This is a genomic window from Streptomyces sp. NPDC043427, from assembly GCF_056436655.1.
Map to the genome: position 1 here is coordinate 63,947 of NZ_JBWKCC010000007.1, position 21,092 is coordinate 85,038.

General features: G+C 70.4%; 15 protein-coding genes. 11 read left to right on the forward strand and 4 right to left on the reverse strand.

All coding sequences use genetic code 11. The features are described 5' to 3' along the window. Positions 1-74 precede the first annotated feature (74 nt). Positions 75-1,571, forward strand: coding sequence for a M1 family metallopeptidase (locus tag AC067M_RS14860; protein ID WP_478697393.1), 1,497 nt, complete (start codon positions 75-77; stop codon positions 1,569-1,571). 135 nt (positions 1,572-1,706) lie between these two features. After that, positions 1,707-3,200 (forward strand): GTPase HflX, encoded by a 1,494-nt coding sequence (hflX, locus tag AC067M_RS14865; RefSeq protein WP_478697394.1) that lies wholly within the window; start codon positions 1,707-1,709, stop codon positions 3,198-3,200. A gap of 67 nt (positions 3,201-3,267) precedes the next feature. Here hflX and AC067M_RS14870 read toward each other — a convergent pair whose 3' ends face one another. Next, positions 3,268-4,479 carry a trypsin-like serine peptidase gene (locus AC067M_RS14870; protein WP_478697395.1) on the reverse strand — a complete coding sequence of 404 codons (1,212 nt, stop codon included), beginning with the start codon at positions 4,477-4,479 and terminating at the stop codon, positions 3,268-3,270. A 184-nt stretch (positions 4,480-4,663) separates the two neighbouring features. Continuing rightward, positions 4,664-5,890: a trypsin-like serine peptidase gene (locus AC067M_RS14875; protein ID WP_478697396.1), complete on the reverse strand. Its 1,227-nt coding sequence runs from the start codon at positions 5,888-5,890 to the stop codon at positions 4,664-4,666. A 277-nt stretch (positions 5,891-6,167) separates the two neighbouring features. On the opposite strand from AC067M_RS14875, the gene AC067M_RS14880 reads away from it, so the two are divergent. The 4 genes from AC067M_RS14880 (at position 6,168) to AC067M_RS14895 (ending at position 12,644) form a co-directional block, all read left to right on the forward strand. Further along, entirely contained in the window at positions 6,168-7,676 is a 1,509-nt protein-coding gene (locus AC067M_RS14880) for an aminotransferase class III-fold pyridoxal phosphate-dependent enzyme (RefSeq protein WP_478697397.1), read from the forward strand. Continuing rightward, a complete protein-coding gene (locus tag AC067M_RS14885) occupies positions 7,673-9,592 on the forward strand; it encodes an IucA/IucC family protein (protein ID WP_478697398.1) in 1,920 nt (639 codons plus the stop codon). Before AC067M_RS14880 ends, AC067M_RS14885 begins: the two co-directional genes overlap by 4 nt. A gap of 61 nt (positions 9,593-9,653) precedes the next feature. After that, the gene (locus AC067M_RS14890) at positions 9,654-10,367 is read left to right on the forward strand and encodes a GNAT family N-acetyltransferase (protein WP_478697399.1); all 714 of its coding nucleotides are present in this window, start codon (positions 9,654-9,656) and stop codon (positions 10,365-10,367) included. Positions 10,368-10,577: 210 nt separating this feature from the next. After that, positions 10,578-12,644 carry an ATP-dependent DNA helicase gene (locus AC067M_RS14895; protein WP_478697400.1) on the forward strand — a complete coding sequence of 689 codons (2,067 nt, stop codon included), beginning with the start codon at positions 10,578-10,580 and terminating at the stop codon, positions 12,642-12,644. 164 nt (positions 12,645-12,808) lie between these two features. Here AC067M_RS14895 and lexA read toward each other — a convergent pair whose 3' ends face one another. Beyond that, positions 12,809-13,588: a transcriptional repressor LexA gene (gene lexA, locus AC067M_RS14900; RefSeq protein WP_385386826.1), complete on the reverse strand. Its 780-nt coding sequence runs from the start codon at positions 13,586-13,588 to the stop codon at positions 12,809-12,811. A 581-nt stretch (positions 13,589-14,169) separates the two neighbouring features. Between lexA and nrdR the strand changes: the two genes are divergently transcribed. Continuing rightward, positions 14,170-14,730 (forward strand): transcriptional regulator NrdR, encoded by a 561-nt coding sequence (nrdR, locus tag AC067M_RS14905; RefSeq protein WP_478697401.1) that lies wholly within the window; start codon positions 14,170-14,172, stop codon positions 14,728-14,730. 165 nt (positions 14,731-14,895) lie between these two features. Next, complete coding sequence (locus tag AC067M_RS14910) at positions 14,896-17,790, forward strand: vitamin B12-dependent ribonucleotide reductase (RefSeq protein WP_478697402.1); 2,895 nt, start codon at positions 14,896-14,898, stop codon at positions 17,788-17,790. A gap of 87 nt (positions 17,791-17,877) precedes the next feature. Here the strand turns inward: AC067M_RS14910 and AC067M_RS14915 are convergent, their stop codons facing one another. Further along, positions 17,878-18,411 carry a TerD family protein gene (locus tag AC067M_RS14915; protein WP_478697403.1) on the reverse strand — a complete coding sequence of 178 codons (534 nt, stop codon included), beginning with the start codon at positions 18,409-18,411 and terminating at the stop codon, positions 17,878-17,880. Positions 18,412-18,568: 157 nt separating this feature from the next. Here AC067M_RS14915 and AC067M_RS14920 point away from each other — a divergent pair, with 157 nt between their 5' ends. From AC067M_RS14920 to AC067M_RS14930, 3 genes are all read left to right on the forward strand, one after another. Next, complete coding sequence (locus AC067M_RS14920) at positions 18,569-19,174, forward strand: YdbC family protein (RefSeq protein ID WP_393623419.1); 606 nt, start codon at positions 18,569-18,571, stop codon at positions 19,172-19,174. 128 nt (positions 19,175-19,302) lie between these two features. After that, positions 19,303-19,962 carry a histidine phosphatase family protein gene (locus AC067M_RS14925; protein ID WP_478697404.1) on the forward strand — a complete coding sequence of 220 codons (660 nt, stop codon included), beginning with the start codon at positions 19,303-19,305 and terminating at the stop codon, positions 19,960-19,962. Between the two features lie 12 nt (positions 19,963-19,974). Further along, a complete protein-coding gene (locus AC067M_RS14930; protein WP_478697405.1) occupies positions 19,975-20,880 on the forward strand; it encodes an ADP-ribosylglycohydrolase family protein in 906 nt (301 codons plus the stop codon). Positions 20,881-21,092: the final 212 nt, after the last annotated feature.

Below are 21,092 nucleotides of genomic sequence, written 5' to 3' on the forward strand. Positions count from 1 at the left end.
GCGGGGCAACCCTTTCGAGTGGGCCGGGCGCGCGTCGTCGCCGTCAGGCACGCGCGCGCTGATAGCCGTGGTCCATGTCGCTCACCGCTCGCATCCAGCGCACCCAGGCCCGCCGGAACCACAGGCACCTGAAAGCAGCGCTCCTCGCCTCCGCCGTCTCCGTCTGTCTCGTCGCCGCCAGTGCCCCCGTGGCCCCGCTCGGCGTCGGCGACCGGCTCTTCCCGCACCTGGGCAACCCCGGATACGACGTCGCCTCGTACGACCTCTCGTTCACCTACCGAGGCGCCAACGACAAGCCGCTCCAGGCCGTCACCACCATCGACGCCTGGACGACGACCGACCTGGAGCGCGTCAACCTCGACTTCGCCCACGGCAAGGTCACCTCGGTGGAGGTCGACGGGGAGTCCGCCTCCTTCGCCGGAGCGGGTGAGGACCTGGTGGTGACACCCATTCGGCCGTTGCCGGAGGGGAGCCGGATGCGGATCACCGTGCGTCACACCAGCGACCCCGTGTCCGTCGAGGACCGCGACGGCGGCTGGGTGCGCACCACGGACGGCCTCGCCATGGCCAACCAGGCGGACGCCGCCCACCTGGTGTTCCCGTGCAACGACCACCCCTCCGACAAGGCGATGTTCACCATCCGGGTCACCGCCCCCGACGGCTACACGGCCGTCGCCAACGGGCTGCCGACCGGCGTCGACCGGGACGGCCGAGCCGCCACCTGGACCTACCGCACCCAGCACCCCATGGCCACCGAGCTCGCCCAGGTCTCCGTCGGCCGCTCCAGCGTCCTGCACCGCACCGGCCCCCACGCCCTGCCCGTGCGGGACGTCGTGCCCACGAAGGACCGCAAGACCCTCGAACCGTGGTTGAAGAAGACCCCCGACCAGATCGCCTGGATGGAGAGCAAGGTCGGCCCGTACCCCTTCGAGACGTACGGGCTGCTCATGGCCGACGCCTCCACCGGCTTCGAGCTGGAGACACAGACCCTCTCGCTCTTCGAGAAGGGGCTGTTCACCGAGCCCGCCTACCCCGCCTGGTACGTCGAGTCGATCATGGTGCACGAGCTGGCCCACCAGTGGTTCGGCGACAGCGTCAGCCCACGCACCTGGTCCGACCTGTGGCTCAACGAGGGGCATGCCACCTGGTACGAGGCCCTCTACGCGCAGGAGAAGGCGAAGAAGCCGATGGAGGCGCGCATGAAGGCGGCGTACGGCGCCTCCGACCGCTGGCGCGCGGCCGGGGGACCGCCCGCCGCGCCCAAGGCGCCCGACCCCGGCCACAAGATCAGCATCTTCCGGCCGAACGTCTACGACGGAGCCGCCCTGGTCCTCTACGCCCTGCGCCAGAAGATCGGGCACAGGTCCTTCGAGCAGCTGGAGCGGGCCTGGGTGAGCCGCCACCGGGACGCCACGGCGGCCACGGCCGACTTCGTGGCGCTGGCATCCACCGTCTCCGGACGCGACCTGCGCGGGTTCTTCCAGGACTGGCTGTACGGCGAGAAGACCCCGCCCATGCCCGGCCACCCCGACTGGAAGCCGGTGGCGGCCAAGAAAGCGCGCGGCGAATAACACGGTGACGAGACGCCCCGTCCCGTGCGACCATCTTCAGGTCGGCGCGGCACGGGACACGGGAATCTCCCGGGGTACTCGTGCGTTGAACACAGTGAACCGCCGCATCGGAATCCCCATCGACGTAAGGACCCAATGACCTCCTCTTCTTCCCCTTCCCAGGACACCAAGCGCTTCGCGCACGCCTACCCCGAAGGTCTTCGGGCCGATGCCCTGATGGAAGAGGACGTCGCCTGGAGCCACGAGATCGACGGAGGCCGGGACGGCGACCAGTTCGACCGCTCCGAGCGCGCGGCCCTGCGCCGCGTCGCGGGCCTCTCCACCGAGCTCGAGGACGTCACCGAGGTCGAGTACCGCCAGCTCCGCCTGGAGCGGGTCGTGCTCGTCGGCGTCTGGACCTCGGGGACCGTGCAGGACGCGGAGAACTCCCTCGCGGAGCTCGCCGCCCTCGCTGAGACCGCGGGCGCGCTTGTGCTCGACGGCGTGATCCAGCGCCGCGACAAGCCCGACGCGGCCACCTACATCGGTTCCGGCAAGGCCGACGAGCTGCGCGACATCGTCCTCGAGACGGGCGCGGACACCGTCATCTGCGACGGTGAGCTGAGCCCCGGCCAGCTGATCCACCTCGAAGACGTCGTCAAGGTCAAGGTCATCGACCGTACGGCCCTGATCCTCGACATCTTCGCCCAGCACGCCAAGTCCCGAGAGGGCAAGGCGCAGGTCGCACTCGCGCAGATGCAGTACATGCTGCCGAGGCTGCGAGGCTGGGGTCAGTCGCTGTCCCGTCAGATGGGCGGCGGCAAGGGCGGCGGCCTCGCCACCCGTGGTCCCGGTGAGACCAAGATCGAGACGGACCGGCGTCGGATCCGCGAGAAGATGGCGAAGATGCGCCGGGAGATCGCGGAGATGAAGACGGGCCGCGAGATCAAGCGTCAGGAGCGCAAGCGTCACAAGGTGCCGTCGGTCGCCATCGCGGGCTACACCAACGCCGGCAAGTCCTCGCTGCTGAACCGTCTGACCGGCGCGGGCGTCCTTGTCGAGAACGCCCTGTTCGCGACCCTCGACCCGACCGTGCGCCGGGCCGAGACCCCGAGCGGCCGCCTGTACACGCTGGCCGACACCGTCGGCTTCGTCCGGCACCTGCCGCACCACCTGGTCGAGGCGTTCCGCTCCACCATGGAGGAGGTCGGCGAGTCCGACCTGATCCTGCACGTGGTGGACGGCTCGCACCCGAACCCGGACGAGCAGCTGGCCGCCGTGCGCGAGGTGATCAGGGACGTCGGCGCCACCGACGTACCGGAGATCGTCGTGATCAACAAGGCGGACGCGGCCGATCCGCTGATGCTCCAGCGGCTGCTGCGGATCGAGAAGCGCGCCATCGCCGTCTCGGCCCGCACCGGCCTCGGCATCCAGGAGCTGCTGGCGCTCATCGACGACGAGCTGCCGAGGCCGTCCGTCGAGATCGAGGCGCTCGTGCCGTACACCCACGGCAAGCTGGTCGCCCGTGCCCATGACGAGGGTGAGGTGATCTCCGCGGAGCACACGGCGGAGGGCACGCTGCTCAAGGCGCGGGTGCACGAGGAACTGGCGGCGGATCTCGCGCCGTACGTCCCGGCGCCGGCTGTCTGATCCAGTAAGCGCGAAGCCCCCCTCCGCCGGTCGCGGAGGGGGGCTTCGGCCTGTCAGGGCGTGGGTGTCACCGACCGCCGTACGTCTTGCTCATGTTCTCGTAGAGCGCCTCGGCCCCCCGGCCCAGCTGCGGGCCCGCGAGCCAGGTGTTGTCGGCCGGGCCGATGGAGGTGTTGGAGACCAGCTTGGTCTTGCCGCCCACCACCCGGAACCAGCCGCCGCCGGAGGAACCGCCGGTCATCGTGCAGCCGATGCGGTACATGGTCGGCAGGCTCGCGCTGAGCGACAGCCGGCCCGGCTGGTCGATGCACCTGAACATCTTCAGGCCGTTGTACGGCGGCGCCGCCGGGTAGCCCCAGGCGCCCATCTTGGTCACCTCGGCGGCGGACGGCGCCGAGAAGTCCACGTCCAGCGCCCCGCCGAGCGTCTCCTCCAGCGACTTGGACCCCTGCTCCGGCTTCACGTGCAGTACGGCGTAGTCGTACGCGGCACCCGCGCCGCCCGTCTCCGAGCCGCCCTGGATCCACTGGTTCGAGGTCGACGCCCAGTCGGCCCACCAGTTGCCGTAGGGAGATATCTCCCTGGCGGTCGCGTTGCGCAGCTGGGCCTCGGACTTGCCGAGGTCGTTGTAGGCGGGGACGAAGACGATGTTGCGGTACCAGCCGCCCTCGCCACCGGCGTGCACGCAGTGGCCCGCCGTCCAGACGAGGTTCGACTTGCCCGGGTGGTTCACGTCCTTGATGACCGTGCCGGAGCAGACCATCGCACCCTCGGGCGAGTCGAAGAAGACCTTGCCGACCGGGGCCGCGTACTCGTGGTACGGCGTCTTCTCCGCAGCGGCCTTCACGGGCGCCGGCTCCGGGTCGCTGACGCCCTGGCCGGCCGCGGCGTCCTTCGTCGAGACCGTCTTGTTGGCCTCCTTCGCGGACGTCATCCGGTCGGGCTTCCAGAGCCCCTCGATCACCGGGTTGACGAAGTCCTCGGCCTCACTGAGCCACTTGTCCTTGTCCCAGTCCTTCCAGCCGCCGTTCGCCCACTTGTCGACATCGATGCCGTGCTCCTTGAGCTTGCCCGCGATGTCGGCCGGAACCTTGACCTTGCCGCTGCCGGCGTCGGCCGCCTGTGAGGTGGTGGCACCCGGCTTGTCACCCGCCTTGTCCTCGTCACCGCCGCCACAGGCGGTGGCCGTGAGCGCCAGGGCCGCGACGAGGCCGGTGGCGGCGAGGAGGGTGTGCCGCCGGCCGCGCGCGGGCGCGACGGGCGTACGTGTGGAACGCATGGTGCGAAATCCCCCGTTGAAACGCTATGTCATGTGCTTGTCAGATGGAGATGAGGCCTCCGGGCAGAGCCCGCCGGAAGCAACACCTCACTATGCCCGGCGAATTCGGGACGAACAGCGGTGAGATGGTGAAGGTTCCCGTGAGACAAGGGCCTGTGTCAGCCACCCCACCGCCGTCGGATCGCTACTTGGCGAACTTGTCGCTGACCGAGTCGTACACACCCTTGGCCACGTCACCCAGCCGCGGGCCCGCGAGCCAACCCGCGTCCACCGGGCCGATGGAGGTGTTGGACACCAGCGCCGGCTTGCCGTCCGAGCCCGTGGCGACCCAGCCGCCGCCCGACGAACCGCCGGTCATCGAGCAGCCGATGCGGTACATCGTCGGGTCGGACGCGGTGAGCGAGAGCCGGCCCGGCTTGTCCTGGCACTGGAACATCGTCTCGCCGTCGTACGGCGGCGCCGCCGGGTAGCCGGTCGCGGTGATGCTCTTCACCTTCGCCACCGCCGGGGCCTTGAAGTCCACCGGCAGCGCCGAACCGACCGTCTCCTCCAGCGACTTGCCGTTGCCGCCCTTCTCCGGCGTCACATGGAGGACGGCGTAGTCGTACGAGGCGCCGTCGCCGCCCGTCTGGCCGCCCTGCTCGATCCACTGCTGCGAGGTCTGCGCCCAGTCACTCCACCAGACGCCGTAGGGAGCGACATCTTCCTGGGTGGCGTTCTCCAGCTGCGCCGTCGTCTTCGCCGAGTCGTTGTACGACGGTACGAAGGCGATGTTGCGGTACCAGCCGCCCTTCTTGCCCGCGTGCACGCAGTGGCCCGCCGTCCACACGAGGTTGGACTTGCCCGGGTGCGCCGGGTCCTGCACGACCGTCGCCGAGCACACCATCGTGCCCTCGGGGGAGTCGAAGAACACCTTGCCCGCCTCGGGGACGTTGGCGTGGTACTCGGCCGATACGGCCTTCGCCTGCACCGGCGCCGGCTCCGGGTCGGTCACGCCCTGGTCACCGGAGATGTCGCTGTCGTCGACAGCCTTGTCCGGGTCCTCGGCCTCACGCATCCGGTCCGGGTCCCACAGGCCCTCGATGATCGGGTTGACGTAGTCCTTGGCTTCGCGCAGCCAGTCGTCCTTGTCCCAGTTCTTCCAGGCGCCGTTCTTCCACTTGTCGAGGTCGATCCCGTGCTCTTTGAGCTGTTCCTTGATGTCGTCCGGGATCTTGATCTTCCCGTCACCGGTGCCTGCGGCGGCGGATGCGGAGGCCTGGCCGTCCGCGCCCGCGTCGTCGCCCGACTCACAGGCGGTGGCGGTGAGCGCGAGCGCCGACGCAAGGGCTACGGCGGTCAGCACGGGGGAGGTTCTGCGGCGCGCGTTCCTCCCTCGACGAGCGGTGGACGACGGCCGTATGGATCGCATGATCTGACTCCCCCTGGGGTGAACCGATTTGACGCCGGGGCCGCGGGCCGCCGACGGAACTCAGGATGATCTCACGCCGAGTTCGGGCCGGCCGCACGACCACCGGGAACGGCAACACACGATATGCGCTCGCTGTGAGGGACTTCCGATGGAACGGCAACGGTTCCGTCACGGCAAGGATCTTGAAACAACCCGTAACCCGGTGAGCCGTCGGGGGTTGTAGCGGTGGGGTGCCTGCTGTCCGGGGCGGGGTGGAGTCGTGGGTGAGGGAGCAGCCGTGACCGAGGGGATCCTGCGGCGCCAGTCGGCGCGCGAGCCGGCGGCGCGCACCTACGCGCGCGCCCTGCCGGTCGTGCCGGTGCGGGCCCGCGGACTGACCATCGAGGGCGCCGACGGACGCCGTTACCTCGACTGTCTCTCCGGCGCCGGAACACTCGCCCTCGGCCACAACCACCCCGTCGTCCTGGAGGCGATCCGCAAGGTCCTCGACTCCGGCGCCCCGCTGGACGTCCTGGACCTGGCGACGCCCGTCGAGGACGCCTTCGTCACCGAGCTGTTCCACACCCTGCCGCCCGGACTCGCGGGGCACGCGCGCGTACGGTTCTGCGGACCCGCCGGTACGGACGCGGTGGAGGCCGCCTTCGACCTGGTCCGGGACGCGACCGGCCGCACCGGCATCCTGGCGTTCACCGGCGCCCACCACGGGACGGCCGGCGACGGGGCGTTCGACACACGCGGGGCGCGCCTGCCGTATCCACAGGACTACCGCTGCCCGTTCGGCGTCGGCGGCGAACGGGGGGCCGAACTCGCCGCCCGCTGGACCGAGTCCGTCCTCGACGACCCCGACTCCGACGTCCGCCACCCGGCCGGCGTGATCCTCGAACCCGTCCAGGGCGAGGGCGGCGTCATCCCCGCACCGGACGCCTGGATGCGGCGCGTGCGGCGGATCACCGCCGACCGGTCCATTGCGCTGATCGCCGACGAGTCACAGACGGGCGTGGGGCGGACCGGGGCGTTCTGGGCGGTGGAGCACAGTGGCGTCACACCTGACGTGATGGTGCTGTCCAAAGCCATCGGGGGGAGCCTGCCATTGGCCGTGGTGGTGCACCGGGACGACCTCGACGTGCGGCGAACGGGCACCTCCGCGGGCCCTTCCGTGGGCGCCTCATCGGGCACGTTCCGTGGGAACCAACTCGCCCTGGCCGCCGGTACGGCCACGCTCGCCCACGTCCGCACGCATCGCCTCGCCGAGCGGGCGGCGGGGCTCGGCTCCCGGATGCTCGGCCAACTGCGGGAGCAGGCACGGGAGTTCTCGTGGGTGGGGGAGGTGCGCGGGAGAGGGTTGATGATCGGGGTCGAGGTGGTGGACCCGGATGCCGAACGCATGTCCCGGCCTGGTTCCCTGCTTCGATCCGACGGCCCGCTCCCGCCTGTCGGCCCGGTTGCGGCCCAGTGCCCGGCACAGCCCACGTGCACGCCTCACCCCGCCGCGCCCCCACTCGCGGCCGCCGTGCAGCGGGAGTGTCTGCGCAGGGGCCTGATCGTGGACGTCGGCGGCCGTCACGGCAGCGTCGTCCGCCTGCTTCCGCCGCTGACCATCACCGACGAGCAGGCGGCCGCGGTCCTGGACCGGCTCGTCGACGCGCTGGCAGCGGTCCGCGGATTCCGGGGGGACCGGCCGCACGCCCGAGCGGACACACGTACGCCCTGCCCCAGCGGCCGTACCGCGGGGTCACCCCGTCCGTCGTCACCCGAGCCAGAAGCACTCTCCGAGGAACCGTCTTGAACTTCACCCCCACGCACGACGACCGTTCCCAGACCACGACTCCGAGTCCCTCCGCCACCCGGACGGTGCCCGCCCCGGCCGTCCGGCAGCAGGCGGAAGCACCGGAGGCGGAGCAGCCGCACGGTCCCGTCACCGATCTGTTGGAACACCTCGACCCGTACACCGCCGCCCAGGCCGCCGCCGTGGAGAACCTGCTGCGCTGCTGGGTCCGCGAGGCCGGCCTGCCCGCCCCCGGCGACGGCACCCTGCGCATCCCGCTGCCCGCCAGCGGCACGGCCCTGCTCGTCCCCGTCCACTACTGGTCCCCGACCGGATGGCACCGCTTCGGCCTCCCGCACCTCGCCGACGCTCCCACGCAGTCACCGCCGGCCGACGCGGTGATGGTGGCGGCGCTGCTCGCGCGGGAGACGGCCGGCGAGTCCGATGAACGTACCTCCGCGGCCGTCACCCCATCCGCCACACCCGCCCCCGGCCACGGCCCCGACCTCGTCGCCCGGGTCGCCGACTCCCTCCGCCGTACCGTCACCTTCATCAGCGAGCGCAGGGAACGCCCCGCTGACGGCCCCGACCTCTTCCTCTCGGCCGAACAGGCACTCGTGCTCGGGCACCCGCTGCACCCGACCCCGAAGAGCCGCGAGGGGCTCTCCGAGGCGGAGGCACGGCTGTACTCGCCCGAGTCACGGGGCTTCTTCCCCCTGCACTGGCTGTCCGTCGCCCCCTCCGTGCTCGCCACCGACTCGGCCTGGACCGAGCGCGGGCGCGCCGTCCCCGCGGCGCAGCTCACGGCACGACTCGCCGGAGACGGTCTGCCACCGCTGCCCGACGGCTACGCCGCCCTGCCCCTGCACCCCTGGCAACTGCGTGAGGTCCGGCAGCGGCCCGATGTGGCGGCCATGCTCGACGCCCGCCTGCTCCGCGACCTCGGCGCGCAGGGCCCGCCATGGCACCCCACCTCCTCCGTACGTACGGTGCACCGGTCCGGCGCCCCCGCCATGCTCAAGCTGTCCTTGGGCCTGCGCATCACCAACTCGCGCCGCGACAACCTCCGGAAGGAGCTCCACCGCGGTGTCGAGCTACACCGCCTGCTGCGGGCCGGTCTGGCCGAGCGTTGGCGGGCCGCGCACCCGGGCTTCGACATCGTCCGCGACCCGGCCTGGCTCGCCGTGGACGGACCGGACGGCACGCCCGTGACCGGGCTCGACGTGATGATCCGGCACAACCCGTTCGCCCCGACCGACGACGTCTCCTGCATCGCGGGGCTCGTCTCACCGCGGCCCCGGCGACAGTCAGCCGTGCTGCGTTCCCGGCTGGCCGAGGTCGTCACCCGCCTCGCCGCCCGCACCGGCCGCCCCCGCGGAGCCGTCGCCGCCGAGTGGTTCCTGCGCTACCTGGAGCAGGTCGTCCGCCCCGTGCTGTGGCTGGACGGCGAGGCGGGGATCGCCCTGGAGGCGCACCAGCAGAACACGCTGGTCCTGTTGGACGGCGAAGGGTGGCCCACCGGCGGCCGGTACCGTGACAACCAGGGCTATTACTTCCGCGAGTCCCGGCGCGCGGAGCTGGACGCCCGGCTCCCCGGCATCGGAGAGCGCAGCGACACCTTCGTCTCCGACGAGGTCACGGACGAACGCTTCGCGTACTACCTCGCGATCAACAACGTGCTCGGCCTCGTCGGCGCGTTCGGATCCCAGGGCCTAGCCGACGAACCGCTGCTGCTCGCCGCGTTCCGCCGCTTCCTCGAGGCCGCCGCCTCCGGTCCCGGCCGGCTGCGCAGCACGCTGCCCGCCCGGCTGCTCGACTCACCCGTCCTGCGCTGCAAGGCCAATCTGCTGACGCGCCTGCACGGTCTCGACGAACTCGTCGGTCCGGTGGACACGCAGTCCGTCTACGTCACCGTCGCCAACCCGCTGCACAGCTGACCCGGCCTCCGATCCCGCCCGAGGACCATGCCCCACCCCGCCTCCTGAGAGGAGAGCCACCGTGCCTCCCACGGCCGACTCGGACAGCCCGACCAGTTCGGACAGTGAGGACACCCTCGATCTGCAACTGTCCGATGAATTCCTCGCGCTCATCGAGGAGGAGCGGAAGGGGCAGTGGGAGGAGGAGTACGCGCCCTCCTTCGGTGAGCTGCTCGACCAGGTCGAGGAGTGGGGCCCGGTCCTCACCGCCGTAGGCGAGTTCCACCTCGTCCCCGTCAGCGTCGGGCGCGACCTTCCCCTCATCCACGGGTGGATGAACGACCCCGCCGTCGCGGCCTACTGGGACCTGGCCGGACCCCGGAGCGCGACCGAGGAGTACCTGCGCGCCCAGCTCGCGGGCGACGGACGCAGCGTTCCGTGCCTCGGCGTCCTGGAGGGCACGCCGATGAGCTACTGGGAGGTCTACCGCGCCGACCTCGACCCGCTGGCCCGCCACTATCCCGCTCGGCCGCACGACACCGGGCTCCACCTCCTGATCGGCGCCGGCGCCGACCGCGGCCGGGGGCTCGGCGCCACCCTGCTCAGGGCCGTCGCCGACCACGTGCTCGACCGCCGGCCCGCCTGCGCCCGGGTCGTGGCGGAACCGGACCTGCGCAACGTCCCCTCCGTCGCCGCGTTCCTCGCCGCCGGCTTCCGGTACGACGCCGAGGTCGAGCTGCCCGGCAAGCGGGCCGCCCTGATGGTCAGGGACCGGTCCCTGCGCGATCTGCTGTGACCTCCCGTGGATGTCCCGTAGACGTGCGTAGATGCCCCGCAGACGTCCCGTGGACGAGCGCAGACGTACATAGACGTCCCGTACCGGCCCCCCAACCGATCAGATACCGTCTCGATCCGATCCCACCGAGAAACTGAAGGTCTTGATCCCACCCCTCGCCTCCGCCGTGATCACCCGTTTGTCAGTCCCGGGTCGTAGGGTGGTCGCGCTATGACGAAGCCCTCACTCCCCGAACTCCTGCATGCCGCCGTCACCGCCGTCGGCGGCACGGAGCGCCCCGGCCAGGTGACCATGGCCGAAGCCGTCGCGGAGGCGATCGACGACGGCTCCCACCTGCTGGTGCAGGCCGGCACCGGCACCGGTAAGTCGCTGGGCTACCTGGTGCCCGCACTCGCGCACGGGGAGCGGGTCGTCGTGGCGACGGCCACGCTCGCCCTCCAGCGCCAGCTGGTGGAGCGGGACCTGCCGCGCACGGTCGACGCGCTGCACCCGCTGCTGCGCCGCCGCCCGGAGTTCGCGATGCTCAAGGGCAGGTCGAACTACCTGTGCCTGCACCGCCTCCACGAGGGCATGCCGCAGGACGAGGAGGAGGGCCTCTTCGACCAGTTCGAGGCGGCCGCGCCCACCAGCAAGCTGGGCCAGGACCTGCTGCGCCTGCGCGACTGGTCGGACGAGACCGAGTCCGGCGACCGGGACGACCTCACCCCGGGCGTCTCCGACCGGGCCTGGGCCCAGGTGTCGGTCTCGTCACGGGAGTGCCTGGGCGCCACCAAGTGCGCGTACGGCGCCGAGTGCTTCGCCGAGACGGCCCGCGAGCGCGCCAAGCTCGCCGAGGTCGTCGTCACCAACCACGCGCTGCTCGCGATCGACGCCATCGAGGGCGCACCGGTCCTCCCGCAGCACGAGGTGCTGATCGTCGACGAGGCGCACGAGCTGGTCTCCCGGGTCACCGGCGTCGCCACCGGAGAACTCACCCCGGGGCAGGTCAACCGCGCGGTGCGCAGAGCGGCGAAACTCGTCAACGAGAAGGCCGCCGACCAGCTCCAGACCGCCGCCGAGGGCTTCGAACGACTGATGGAGCTCGCGCTGCCGGGCCGCCTGGAGGAGATCCCGGAGGATCTCGGCTACGCCCTCATGGCGCTGCGCGACGCCGCCCGCACCGTCATCTCGGGGATCGGCGCGACCCGTGACAAGTCCGTCCAGGACGAGGACGCCGTCCGCAAGCAGGCGCTGGCCTCCGTGGAGAGCGTGCACGACGTGGCGGAGCGGATCGTGAACGGCTCCGAGTGGGACGTCGTCTGGTACGAGCGCCATGAGCCCCGCGGCGGAGCCGCATATCGATACAGCGGCGCTTCCCTGCGCGTCGCACCCATGTCCGTGTCGGGCCTGCTGCGGGAGAAGCTCTTCACGGACCGCTCGGTCGTCCTGACGTCGGCGACCCTGAAGCTCGGCGGGGACTTCAACGGCGTCGGAGCCTCCCTGGGCCTCGCCCCCGAGGGCACGGAGGGCGATGACGTGCCGCAGTGGAAGGGCGTCGACGTCGGCTCGCCGTTCGACTACCCCAAGCAGGGCATCCTCTACGTCGCCAAGCACCTGGCGCGCCCCGCCCGCGACGGCGACCGCGCGGACATGCTCGACGAGCTCACCGAACTGATCCAGGCGGCCGGTGGCCGCACCCTGGGCCTGTTCTCCTCGATGCGTGGTGCCCAGCTCGCCGCGGAGGAGTTGCGCTCGCGGATCCCCGAGTTCCCGATCCTTCTTCAGGGCGAGGAGACCCTCGGTGAGCTGATCAAGAACTTCGCGGCGGACCCTCAGACGTGTCTCTTCGGCACGCTGTCGCTGTGGCAGGGCGTCGACGTCCCCGGCCCCAGCTGCCAGTTGGTCGTCATGGACAAGATTCCGTTCCCGCGCCCCGACGACCCGCTGATGAGCGCTCGCCAGAAGGCGGTGGAGGAGGCCGGGGGCAACGGCTTCATGGCCGTCGCCGCCACGCACGCGGCGCTGCTCATGGCCCAGGGTGCCGGCCGCCTCGTACGGGCGTCCGGGGACCGCGGTGTGGTCGCCGTACTGGACCAGCGGTTGGCCACGGCCCGGTACGGCAGCTATCTGAAGGCGTCCCTGCCCGACTTCTGGTACACCACGGACCGCAACCAGGTCCGCAGGTCGCTGGCGGCGATCGACGCGGCGGCGAAGCGGGCGGAAGCCGATGCGGAACAGCCTGCGGAGGAGCAGGCTGAGACGGAGAAGCCGGCGGGGGAGCAGGCGGAGGCGCAGTAGGCGCGATGCTGTGCTGGGGCCCGGTCCACACGGGCCCCGACACAGCAGCAGGCTCAGCACAGCCGCAGCGCACCGGCACAGCACAGGGCCCCGGAACCGGCGCAGGGATCCCGGGGCCCAGTCTGGGGGTGGGGCGGGCCGGTGAGGCCCGCCCGCCCGTGTTCTCAGACGCGGCGCAGAACGGCCACCACCTTGCCGAGGATGGTCGCGTCGTCACCGGGGATCGGCTCGTAGGCCGAGTTGTGCGGGAGGAGCCAGACGTGGCCGTCCTCGCGCTTGAAGCGCTTGACGGTGGCCTCGCCGTCGAGCATGGCGGCCACGATGTCGCCGTTCTCCGCGACCGGCTGGCGGCGCACGGTGACCCAGTCGCCGTCGCAGATCGCGGCCTCGATCATCGAGTCACCGACGACCTTCAGGACGAACAGCTCGCCGTCACCCACGAGCTGGCGGGGGAGCGGGAAGACGTCCTCGACCGATTCCTCGGCGAGGATCGGGCCACCGGCGGCGATCCGGCCGACCAGCGGGACGTACGACGCGGCCGGCTTGCCCGCGGTGTCGGTGGGCTGCACGGAGGCCGCCTGGTCGGAGCCGCGGACCTCGTAGGCGCGCGGCCGGTGCGGGTCCCGGCGCAGGAAGCCCTTGCGTTCCAGCGCCATGAGCTGGTGTGCGACCGAGGAGGTGCTGGACAGGCCGACCGCCTGGCCGATCTCCCGCATCGACGGCGGGTAGCCGCGTCGCTGCACGGAGTCCCTGATCACCTCGATCACCCGGCGCTGCCTGTCGGTGAGTCCCGAACTGTCCGCCCGGATGCCTGGAGGTCGGCCAGGCAGTGAGCGCTTGTGTGCCTCGGGATTCGTGGCTTCGTTCATCGCATGCACCGGCTCGAGTCGGCCCTGGGAGCGGTCCTGGGCAGTGATGGTGGCACTGTCTGCGGTGGTGGTCACGTCGGCCCCTCTCGATGGTCTCCCTGCAGCACAACGGTAGTTGCTTTCGAAAGGTTGCGCCAAACACACGTTCGAGTGAAAAAGTGCGATTCACCTGGCCTGAGCGTGTGTCCGGGTGTATGGCTAACGCGCTGCCTGGCGGACAAAAGGGCTGATTGTTGCACCCTTCGCCGCCGGGTTGGTTGAACCTCGTAGGTTGTCGCCTCAGTCTGCCATCCAGCGTCCCGCCGACCGGGGACGGGCCCCGCTCCGTGCGGGAGTCGCACGTCTTCTCCCTGTGGCGCCCACGGTATCTCCGTATGTGGCGCGGCGGTACGGCCGTGCAGCCGCGGGTCGCGGGTGTCCGGGTGCTCCGCGGGACGGTTTGGGCCGGTGGCACATGCCCGTCCGGGTGCGACACGCGCGTAGGGCTGGATGTATGAGCCAATCCCCACATGTAGTGGTTCGATTGCAGCAGCGGCCCAGAAGTTGTGGTCCCCCGGGTCTTCGCACCCCAGGAGATCGCCTATGCTTGGGGCTGCTTCGAGGGGCCCAAGAGGCCTCTGGGGCTATTGAGTCTGCTGTGAGGAGGGTTGGAGTCCATGCACTGCCCCTTCTGCAGGCACCCCGACAGCCGCGTCGTCGACAGCCGTACGACCGACGACGGCACGTCGATCCGCAGGCGCCGCCAGTGTCCTGACTGCTCCCGTCGTTTCACGACCGTGGAGACGTGCTCGCTCATGGTGGTGAAGCGGTCCGGAGTCACCGAGCCGTTCAGTCGTACCAAGGTCATCAACGGTGTGCGCAAGGCATGTCAGGGACGGCCTGTCACGGAGGACGCACTCGCCCAGCTCGGCCAGCGGGTCGAGGAGGCGGTGCGGGCCACCGGAAGCGCCGAGCTGACCACCCACGACGTGGGACTGGCCATACTCGGCCCGTTGCAGGAGCTCGACCTCGTCGCCTATCTGCGATTCGCCTCCGTCTACCGGGCGTTCGACTCGCTCGAGGACTTCGAGGCCGCGATCGCCGAACTCAGGGAACAGACGGGACGCCTCGCCGCGGACGACGACGACCGCGAGGACGCGGGTGCGGGGAGCCGGGAAGACGACGGCGGGACCGGGGGGACCGTGGAGGTCCCCGAGCCCGCCCACGCCGCCGACTGACCGACGGGCCGGAACCGGGATTCAGGTCCGGGTCCGGCCGGGCGGCGGCGATTCGAAGACCTGTTGCGGGTCGCAGCGTGAGGGCGCCCGCAACACCAGACAGAACACCGTGTCACGGGAACAACGTGGCACTTCAGGGCGTTTTCGCCCGTACAGGGAGGCGGCATGACAGAGACGGCGAGCGGTCCGGCGAGGGGTACCCGGGCGAAGGGCACCAAGGCCACCAAGGGACTGCGTGTCGAGCGGATCCACACCACCCCCGGCGTGCATCCGTATGACGAGGTGGCCTGGGAGTCCCGTGACGTCGTCATGACCAACTGGCGCGACGGCTCGGTCAACTTCGAGCAGCGTGGCGTCGAGTTTCCCGACTTCTGGTCGGTGAACGCGGTCAACATCGTCACCAGCAAGTACTTCCGCGGTGCCGTCGGCACCCCGCAGCGCGAGGTCAGCCTCAAGCAGCTGATCGACCGCATCGTGAAGACGTACCGGAAGGCCGGCGAGGACCACAAGTACTTCGCCTCGCCCGCCGACGCCGAGATCTTCGAGCACGAGCTGGCGTACGCCCTCCTGCACCAGATCTTCAGCTTCAACAGCCCCGTCTGGTTCAACGTCGGCACGCCCCAGCCGCAGCAGGTCTCCGCCTGCTTCATCCTGGCCGTCGACGACTCCATGGAGTCGATCCTCGACTGGTACAAGGAAGAGGGCATGATCTTCAAGGGCGGCTCCGGTGCCGGCCTGAACCTCTCCCGCATCCGCTCCTCCAAGGAGCTGTTGTCCTCCGGCGGCAACGCCTCAGGGCCGGTCTCCTTCATGCGCGGCGCCGACGCCTCCGCCGGCACCATCAAGTCCGGCGGCGCCACCCGCCGCGCAGCGAAGATGGTCGTCCTCGACGTGGACCACCCGGACATCGAGGACTTCATCGCCACCAAGGTGAAGGAAGAGGAGAAGATCCGCGCCCTGCGTGACGCGGGCTTCGACATGGACCTGGGCGGCGACGACATCACGTCCGTCCAGTACCAGAACGCCAACAACAGCGTCCGCGTGAACGACGAGTTCATGACGGCCGTCGAGAACGGCACCGAGTTCGGCCTCCGCGCCCGTATGAACGGCGAGGTCATCGAGAAGGTCGACGCCAAGGCGCTGTTCCGCAAGCTCGCCGAGGCCGCGTGGGCCTGTGCCGACCCGGGCATCCAGTACGACGGTGTGATCAACAACTGGCACACCTGCCCCGAGTCCGGCCGCATCACCGCGTCGAACCCGTGCAGCGAGTACATGCACCTGGACAACACGTCCTGCAACCTCGCCTCGCTGAACCTGATGAAGTTCCTGAAGGACGACGGCAAGGGCAACCAGTCCTTCGACGTCGAGCGCTTCTCGAAGGTCGTCGAGCTCGTCATCACCGCGATGGACATCTCCATCTGCTTCGCGGACTTCCCGACCCAGAAGATCGGCGAGAACACCCGCGCGTTCCGCCAGCTCGGCATCGGCTACGCCAACCTCGGCGCCCTGCTGATGGCGACCGGCCACGCCTACGACTCCGACGGCGGCCGAGCCCTCGCCGGCGCCATCACCTCCCTGATGACCGGCACGGCGTACAAGCGCTCCGCCGAACTCGCGGCGGTCGTCGGCCCGTACGACGGCTACGCCCGCAACGCCGACGCCCACAACCGCGTCATGAAGCAGCACTCCGACGCCAACGGCATCGCCGTGCGCATGGACGACCTGGACAGCCCGGTCTGGGCCGCCGCCACGGAGGCCTGGCAGGACGTGCTGCGCCTCGGCGAGAAGAACGGCTTCCGTAACTCCCAGGCGTCCGTGCTCGCCCCGACCGGCACCATCGGCCTCGCGATGTCCTGCGACACCACCGGTGTCGAGCCCGACCTCGCCCTGGTCAAGTTCAAGAAGCTGGTCGGCGGCGGCTCGATGCAGATCGTCAACGGCACCGTCCCGCAGGCCCTGCGCCGCCTGGGTTACCAGGAGGAGCAGATCGAGGCGATCGTCGCCCACATCGCCGACCACGGCAACGTGATCGACGCGCCCGGCCTCAAGCACGAGCACTACGAGGTGTTCGACTGCGCCATGGGCGAGCGGGCCATCTCCCCGATGGGCCACGTCCGCATGATGGCCGCGATCCAGCCGTGGATCTCCGGCGCCATCTCCAAGACGGTCAACATGCCGGAGACGGCGACCGTCGAGGAGGTCGAGGAGATCTACTTCGAGGCCTGGAAGCTGGGCGTCAAGGCGCTCGCCATCTACCGCGACAACTGCAAGGTCGGCCAGCCCCTCTCCGCGAAGACGAAGGAGAAGGAGAAGGCCGAGATCACCGAGAAGGCCGAGGACACGATCCGTACCGCGGTCGAGAAGGTGGTCGAGTACCGCCCGGTCCGCAAGCGCCTGCCCAAGGGCCGTCCCGGCATCACGACCTCCTTCACGGTCGGCGGCGCCGAGGGTTACATGACCGCCAACTCCTACCCGGACGACGGTCTCGGCGAGGTCTTCCTGAAGATGTCCAAGCAGGGTTCGACGCTCGCGGGCATGATGGACGCCTTCTCCATCGCGGTCTCCGTCGGCCTCCAGTACGGCGTGCCGCTGGAGACGTACGTCTCGAAGTTCACGAACATGCGCTTCGAGCCGGCCGGCATGACGGACGACCCGGACGTGCGGATGGCGCAGTCGATCGTCGACTACATCTTCCGCCGCCTGGCGCTCGACTTCCTGCCCTTCGAGACGCGTTCCGCCCTCGGCATCCACTCCGCCGAGGAGCGTCAGCGCCACCTGGAGACGGGTTCGTACGAGCCCGCCGAGGAGGACGTGGACGTCGAGGGCCTGGCCCAGTCGGCGCCCCGCGCCCAGGAGCTGAAGGCCGTCGCCACCCCGAGGGCCGAGGTCGAGGTGGCCAAGCCCGCTCCACAGCAGGCCCACACCAGCGCCGAGCTGGTCGAGATGCAGCTGGGCATCCAGGCGGACGCCCCGCTGTGCTTCTCCTGCGGTACGAAGATGCAGCGGGCCGGGTCCTGCTACATCTGCGAGGGCTGCGGCTCGACCAGCGGCTGCAGCTGATCGTCTGACCCGGTGAGGGCGGTGGAGCCGGTTTCGGCTCCACCGCCCTCGTCGTTGCGGTGGGACTGTCGCGGTGCGAAGGTCCCCTCAGGACTGTCGTGTCCGTCCCATGACGTTCGCGAAGTCGGCCGGGTCGTCCTCGTAGCCGTGGACTCCCGGGTGGAAGGACCATCCGCCGGACTCGTCGCGCACGAACTCCGCGATCGTCGCGGCCGTCGCCCCCAGAGCGCCGCCGAAGTCGTCCTCGGCCAGGACCGTGTAACCCTCACGGATCCGGATGGCCGGATTGATGACGTCCATGAACGCCCGCCGCCCGGAACGCTGCTGTATGACCACACCGACGACCACGCGCGTGTACCGGGCGTCCAGTCGGCCGAGCTCCACGGTCATGACCTCGTCCCAGCCAAAACCCTTGCCGTCCGGGCTGTCCCGGTTGAGGGTGATGGTGCCGTCGGGGGAGCGGCTGTCGAAGTGCACCACGTAGGCCGGGTCGCCGTACGGATCGCCCGCCGGGTAGGTCGCGGCGACGACGTCCAGGTCCGTGGCCGGCTGCCCCGCCGGACTCGGATCCCACTTCAGTGAGATCTCCACCTTGCTGATCCCCTTGCTGATCCCGCTCACCAGGCCTCCCCTTACCCGTCTCCCCGTTCACCCCCGGCGCGAACTGCCGGACCGTCTGGGCCGGTTGTCCATCCTGCCACGCACACGCGCGCGTGTGCGTGGCCGCTCTCGGCCGGAGAGTGACCAGCGCCACGCCCGCTGGCCTTACGATGGCGCGGTGCTGGTCAAGTGGATTCGCTGCACCGTGGTGGACCGCCGCGGCTTCGAGCGGGGGCAGCGGAAGTGGGCGGGGCTTCCGGGGGAGCCGGGTTTTCGGGGGCAGGGCGGGGGCTGGAGCAGGGGGCGGCCCTCCGTGGCGCATGTCTTCGCCTTCTGGGAGAGCCGTGCCTTCTACGACTCCTTCATGGCCCGCTCCCACGACCGGCTCGCCGCGGCCCAGTCGGGCACCTTCAAGGACGCCCAGGTCAGACTGTTCGACTACCGATTCGACGTGAAGACCGGCTTCGAGCCGCGCTTCACGGACGCCGACCTGCTCCGAGTCGCCCTGTGTCGCGTCCACGAGGAACGCGCCGAGCACTTCACCTTGATGCAGGAGAAGGTCTGGAACCCGGCGATGGCCGGCTCGCCCGGCATGATCCGCGGACTGTTCGCCGAGGCGCCGGGGCACGAGTTCCTGGTGCTGTCGATGTGGCGCTCCGAGGCCGAGCACGGCAAGTACCGCACCGAGCGGGTAGAACGGCTCGCCCTACGCGCCCAGACGGAGGCCGACATCGCGTCCCTCACGGGCGACATCGTGGAACTGGAGCCGACCTGGACGGTGTGACATCCGGACCGTCCGGAAGTGTTTTTCGCGCGTTCCTGTGCGCCCTGTGGTGCAGGAACTGTGTGACCTACGCCGTATGGAGGCCGTACGAGTGCTCCAGGACCCGTCAACCGATCTAGGGTTTCGGCATGGCACGACCACGGCGCATCGTCCTTGTCCGGCACGGGGAGTCAACGGGCAATGTTGATGACACCGTCTACGAGCGTGAACCCGACCACGCCCTGGCGCTGACCGCGCGGGGCCGGCGGCAGGCCGAGGAGACCGGCAAGGAGTTGCGGGAGCTGTTCGGCCGGGAGCGCGTCAGTGTGTACGTCTCGCCGTACCGCCGTACCCACGAGACCCTCCAAGCCTTCCGCCTCGACCCCGACCTCATACGCGTGCGCGAGGAGCCGCGGCTGCGCGAGCAGGACTGGGGAAACTGGCAGGACCGTGACGACGTGAGGCTGCAGAAGGCCTACCGGGACGCCTACGGTCACTTCTTCTACCGCTTCGCCCAGGGGGAGAGCGGGGCCGACGTGTACGACCGAGTAGGCGGCTTCCTGGAGAGCCTGTTCCGCAGCTTCGAGGACCCCGACCACCCGCCGAACGTGCTCCTGGTGACCCATGGCCTGGCCATGCGGCTGTTCTGCATGCGCTGGTTCCACTGGACGGTCGCCGAGTTCGAGTCGCTGGCGAACCCGGGGAACGCCGAGATGCGGATGCTCGTTCTGGGGGAGGACGGCAAGTACACGCTGAACCGGCCGTTCGCACGCTGGCGAGACCCGGAGCCCTATGGGATCACCGGATAGAGTGGCAGGGCGATGACCGCTGACTCCTCACCCGACGCGCGCCTGGACCGCGCCCTCGCAGCCCTGCGCGGACTGGCGGTGGGGGACGCGCTGGGCTCACAGTTCTTCGTACCCGCGAACTATCCGCTGCTGAAGCGGCGCGAGCTGCCACCCGCGCCCTGGCAGTGGACGGACGACACGGAGATGGCCGCTTCGGTGGTCTCGGTGCTGGCCACCCACCACCGCATCGACCAGGACGCGCTGGCCCGCTCCTTCGCCGAGCACCACGACTTCGACCGCGGGTACGGCCCCGCGGTCAACCGGCTGCTGCGGCTGGTCCGGGAAGGCGGGGACTGGCGCGAGCTGGCCTCCGCACTCTTCAAGGGGCAGGGGTCCTGGGGCAACGGCGCGGCCATGCGGATCGCACCCCTGGGCGCCTGGTACGCGAACGACCCGGAGCAGGCGACGCACCAGGCGGAGATCTCGGCCTACCCCACGCACCAGCACCGCGAGGCCGTGGTCGGCGCCATGGCCGTCGCCGCTGCCGCCTCCCTGGCCGCGGCCCCCGGCGGCCCGCCCAGGGCCGAGGCACTGCTCGACGGCGTGATCGCGCTCGTCCCGAAGAGCGCCGTCGGCGCGGGCCTGCGACGCGCCCGCGACATGCTGGACTACGACGACGCCTCCACCGTGGCGGCCGTACTCGGCTGCGGACGGCGTACGAGCGCCCACGACACCGTGCCCTTCGCCCTGTGGTCGGCCGCGCGCGCCCTCGGTGACTACGAGGAGGCGTTCTGGACGACCGCACAGGTCGGCGGGGACGTGGACACGACCTGCGCCATCGTCGGCGGGGTGCTTGCCGCGGGGAAGGCGGGGGCGCCGCCCGCCGCGTGGGTGGAGCGGACGGAGACACTGCCGGAGTGGGTGCTGGGGTCCGTCTGACACCGACCGACCTCATGGGAAACTCTCTGTGCTCGGCGGGAACTCTGCGTGACCGGCCGCCCGTTGTTCTGGCAACCGCTGTGTGACGGCTGAGTGCTCACCGGCGGGGGACGGGGTGTGAGCGGAGTCGGGGGTGGTGTCGATGCGTTTCTGGCTGGTTGTCGTCATGCTGGCGACCGTATGGGTCATGCGGCCGAGCGCGGGGCAGGGTG

Bases quoted from the DNA above. Each gene is read 5' to 3' on its own strand.
- AC067M_RS14870 (WP_478697395.1), bottom strand. From the start codon at position 4,479: ATGCGTTCCACACGTACGCCCGTCGCGCCCGCGCGCGGCCGGCGGCAC.
- AC067M_RS14925 (WP_478697404.1), top strand. From the start codon at position 19,303: ATGGCACGACCACGGCGCATCGTCCTTGTCCGGCACGGGGAGTCAACG.
- AC067M_RS14860 (WP_478697393.1), top strand. From the start codon at position 75: ATGTCGCTCACCGCTCGCATCCAGCGCACCCAGGCCCGCCGGAACCAC.
- AC067M_RS14910 (WP_478697402.1), top strand. From the start codon at position 14,896: ATGACAGAGACGGCGAGCGGTCCGGCGAGGGGTACCCGGGCGAAGGGC.
- hflX (WP_478697394.1), top strand. From the start codon at position 1,707: ATGACCTCCTCTTCTTCCCCTTCCCAGGACACCAAGCGCTTCGCGCAC.
- AC067M_RS14875 (WP_478697396.1), bottom strand. From the start codon at position 5,890: ATGCGATCCATACGGCCGTCGTCCACCGCTCGTCGAGGGAGGAACGCG.
- AC067M_RS14895 (WP_478697400.1), top strand. From the start codon at position 10,578: ATGACGAAGCCCTCACTCCCCGAACTCCTGCATGCCGCCGTCACCGCC.
- nrdR (WP_478697401.1), top strand. From the start codon at position 14,170: ATGCACTGCCCCTTCTGCAGGCACCCCGACAGCCGCGTCGTCGACAGC.
- AC067M_RS14930 (WP_478697405.1), top strand. From the start codon at position 19,975: ATGACCGCTGACTCCTCACCCGACGCGCGCCTGGACCGCGCCCTCGCA.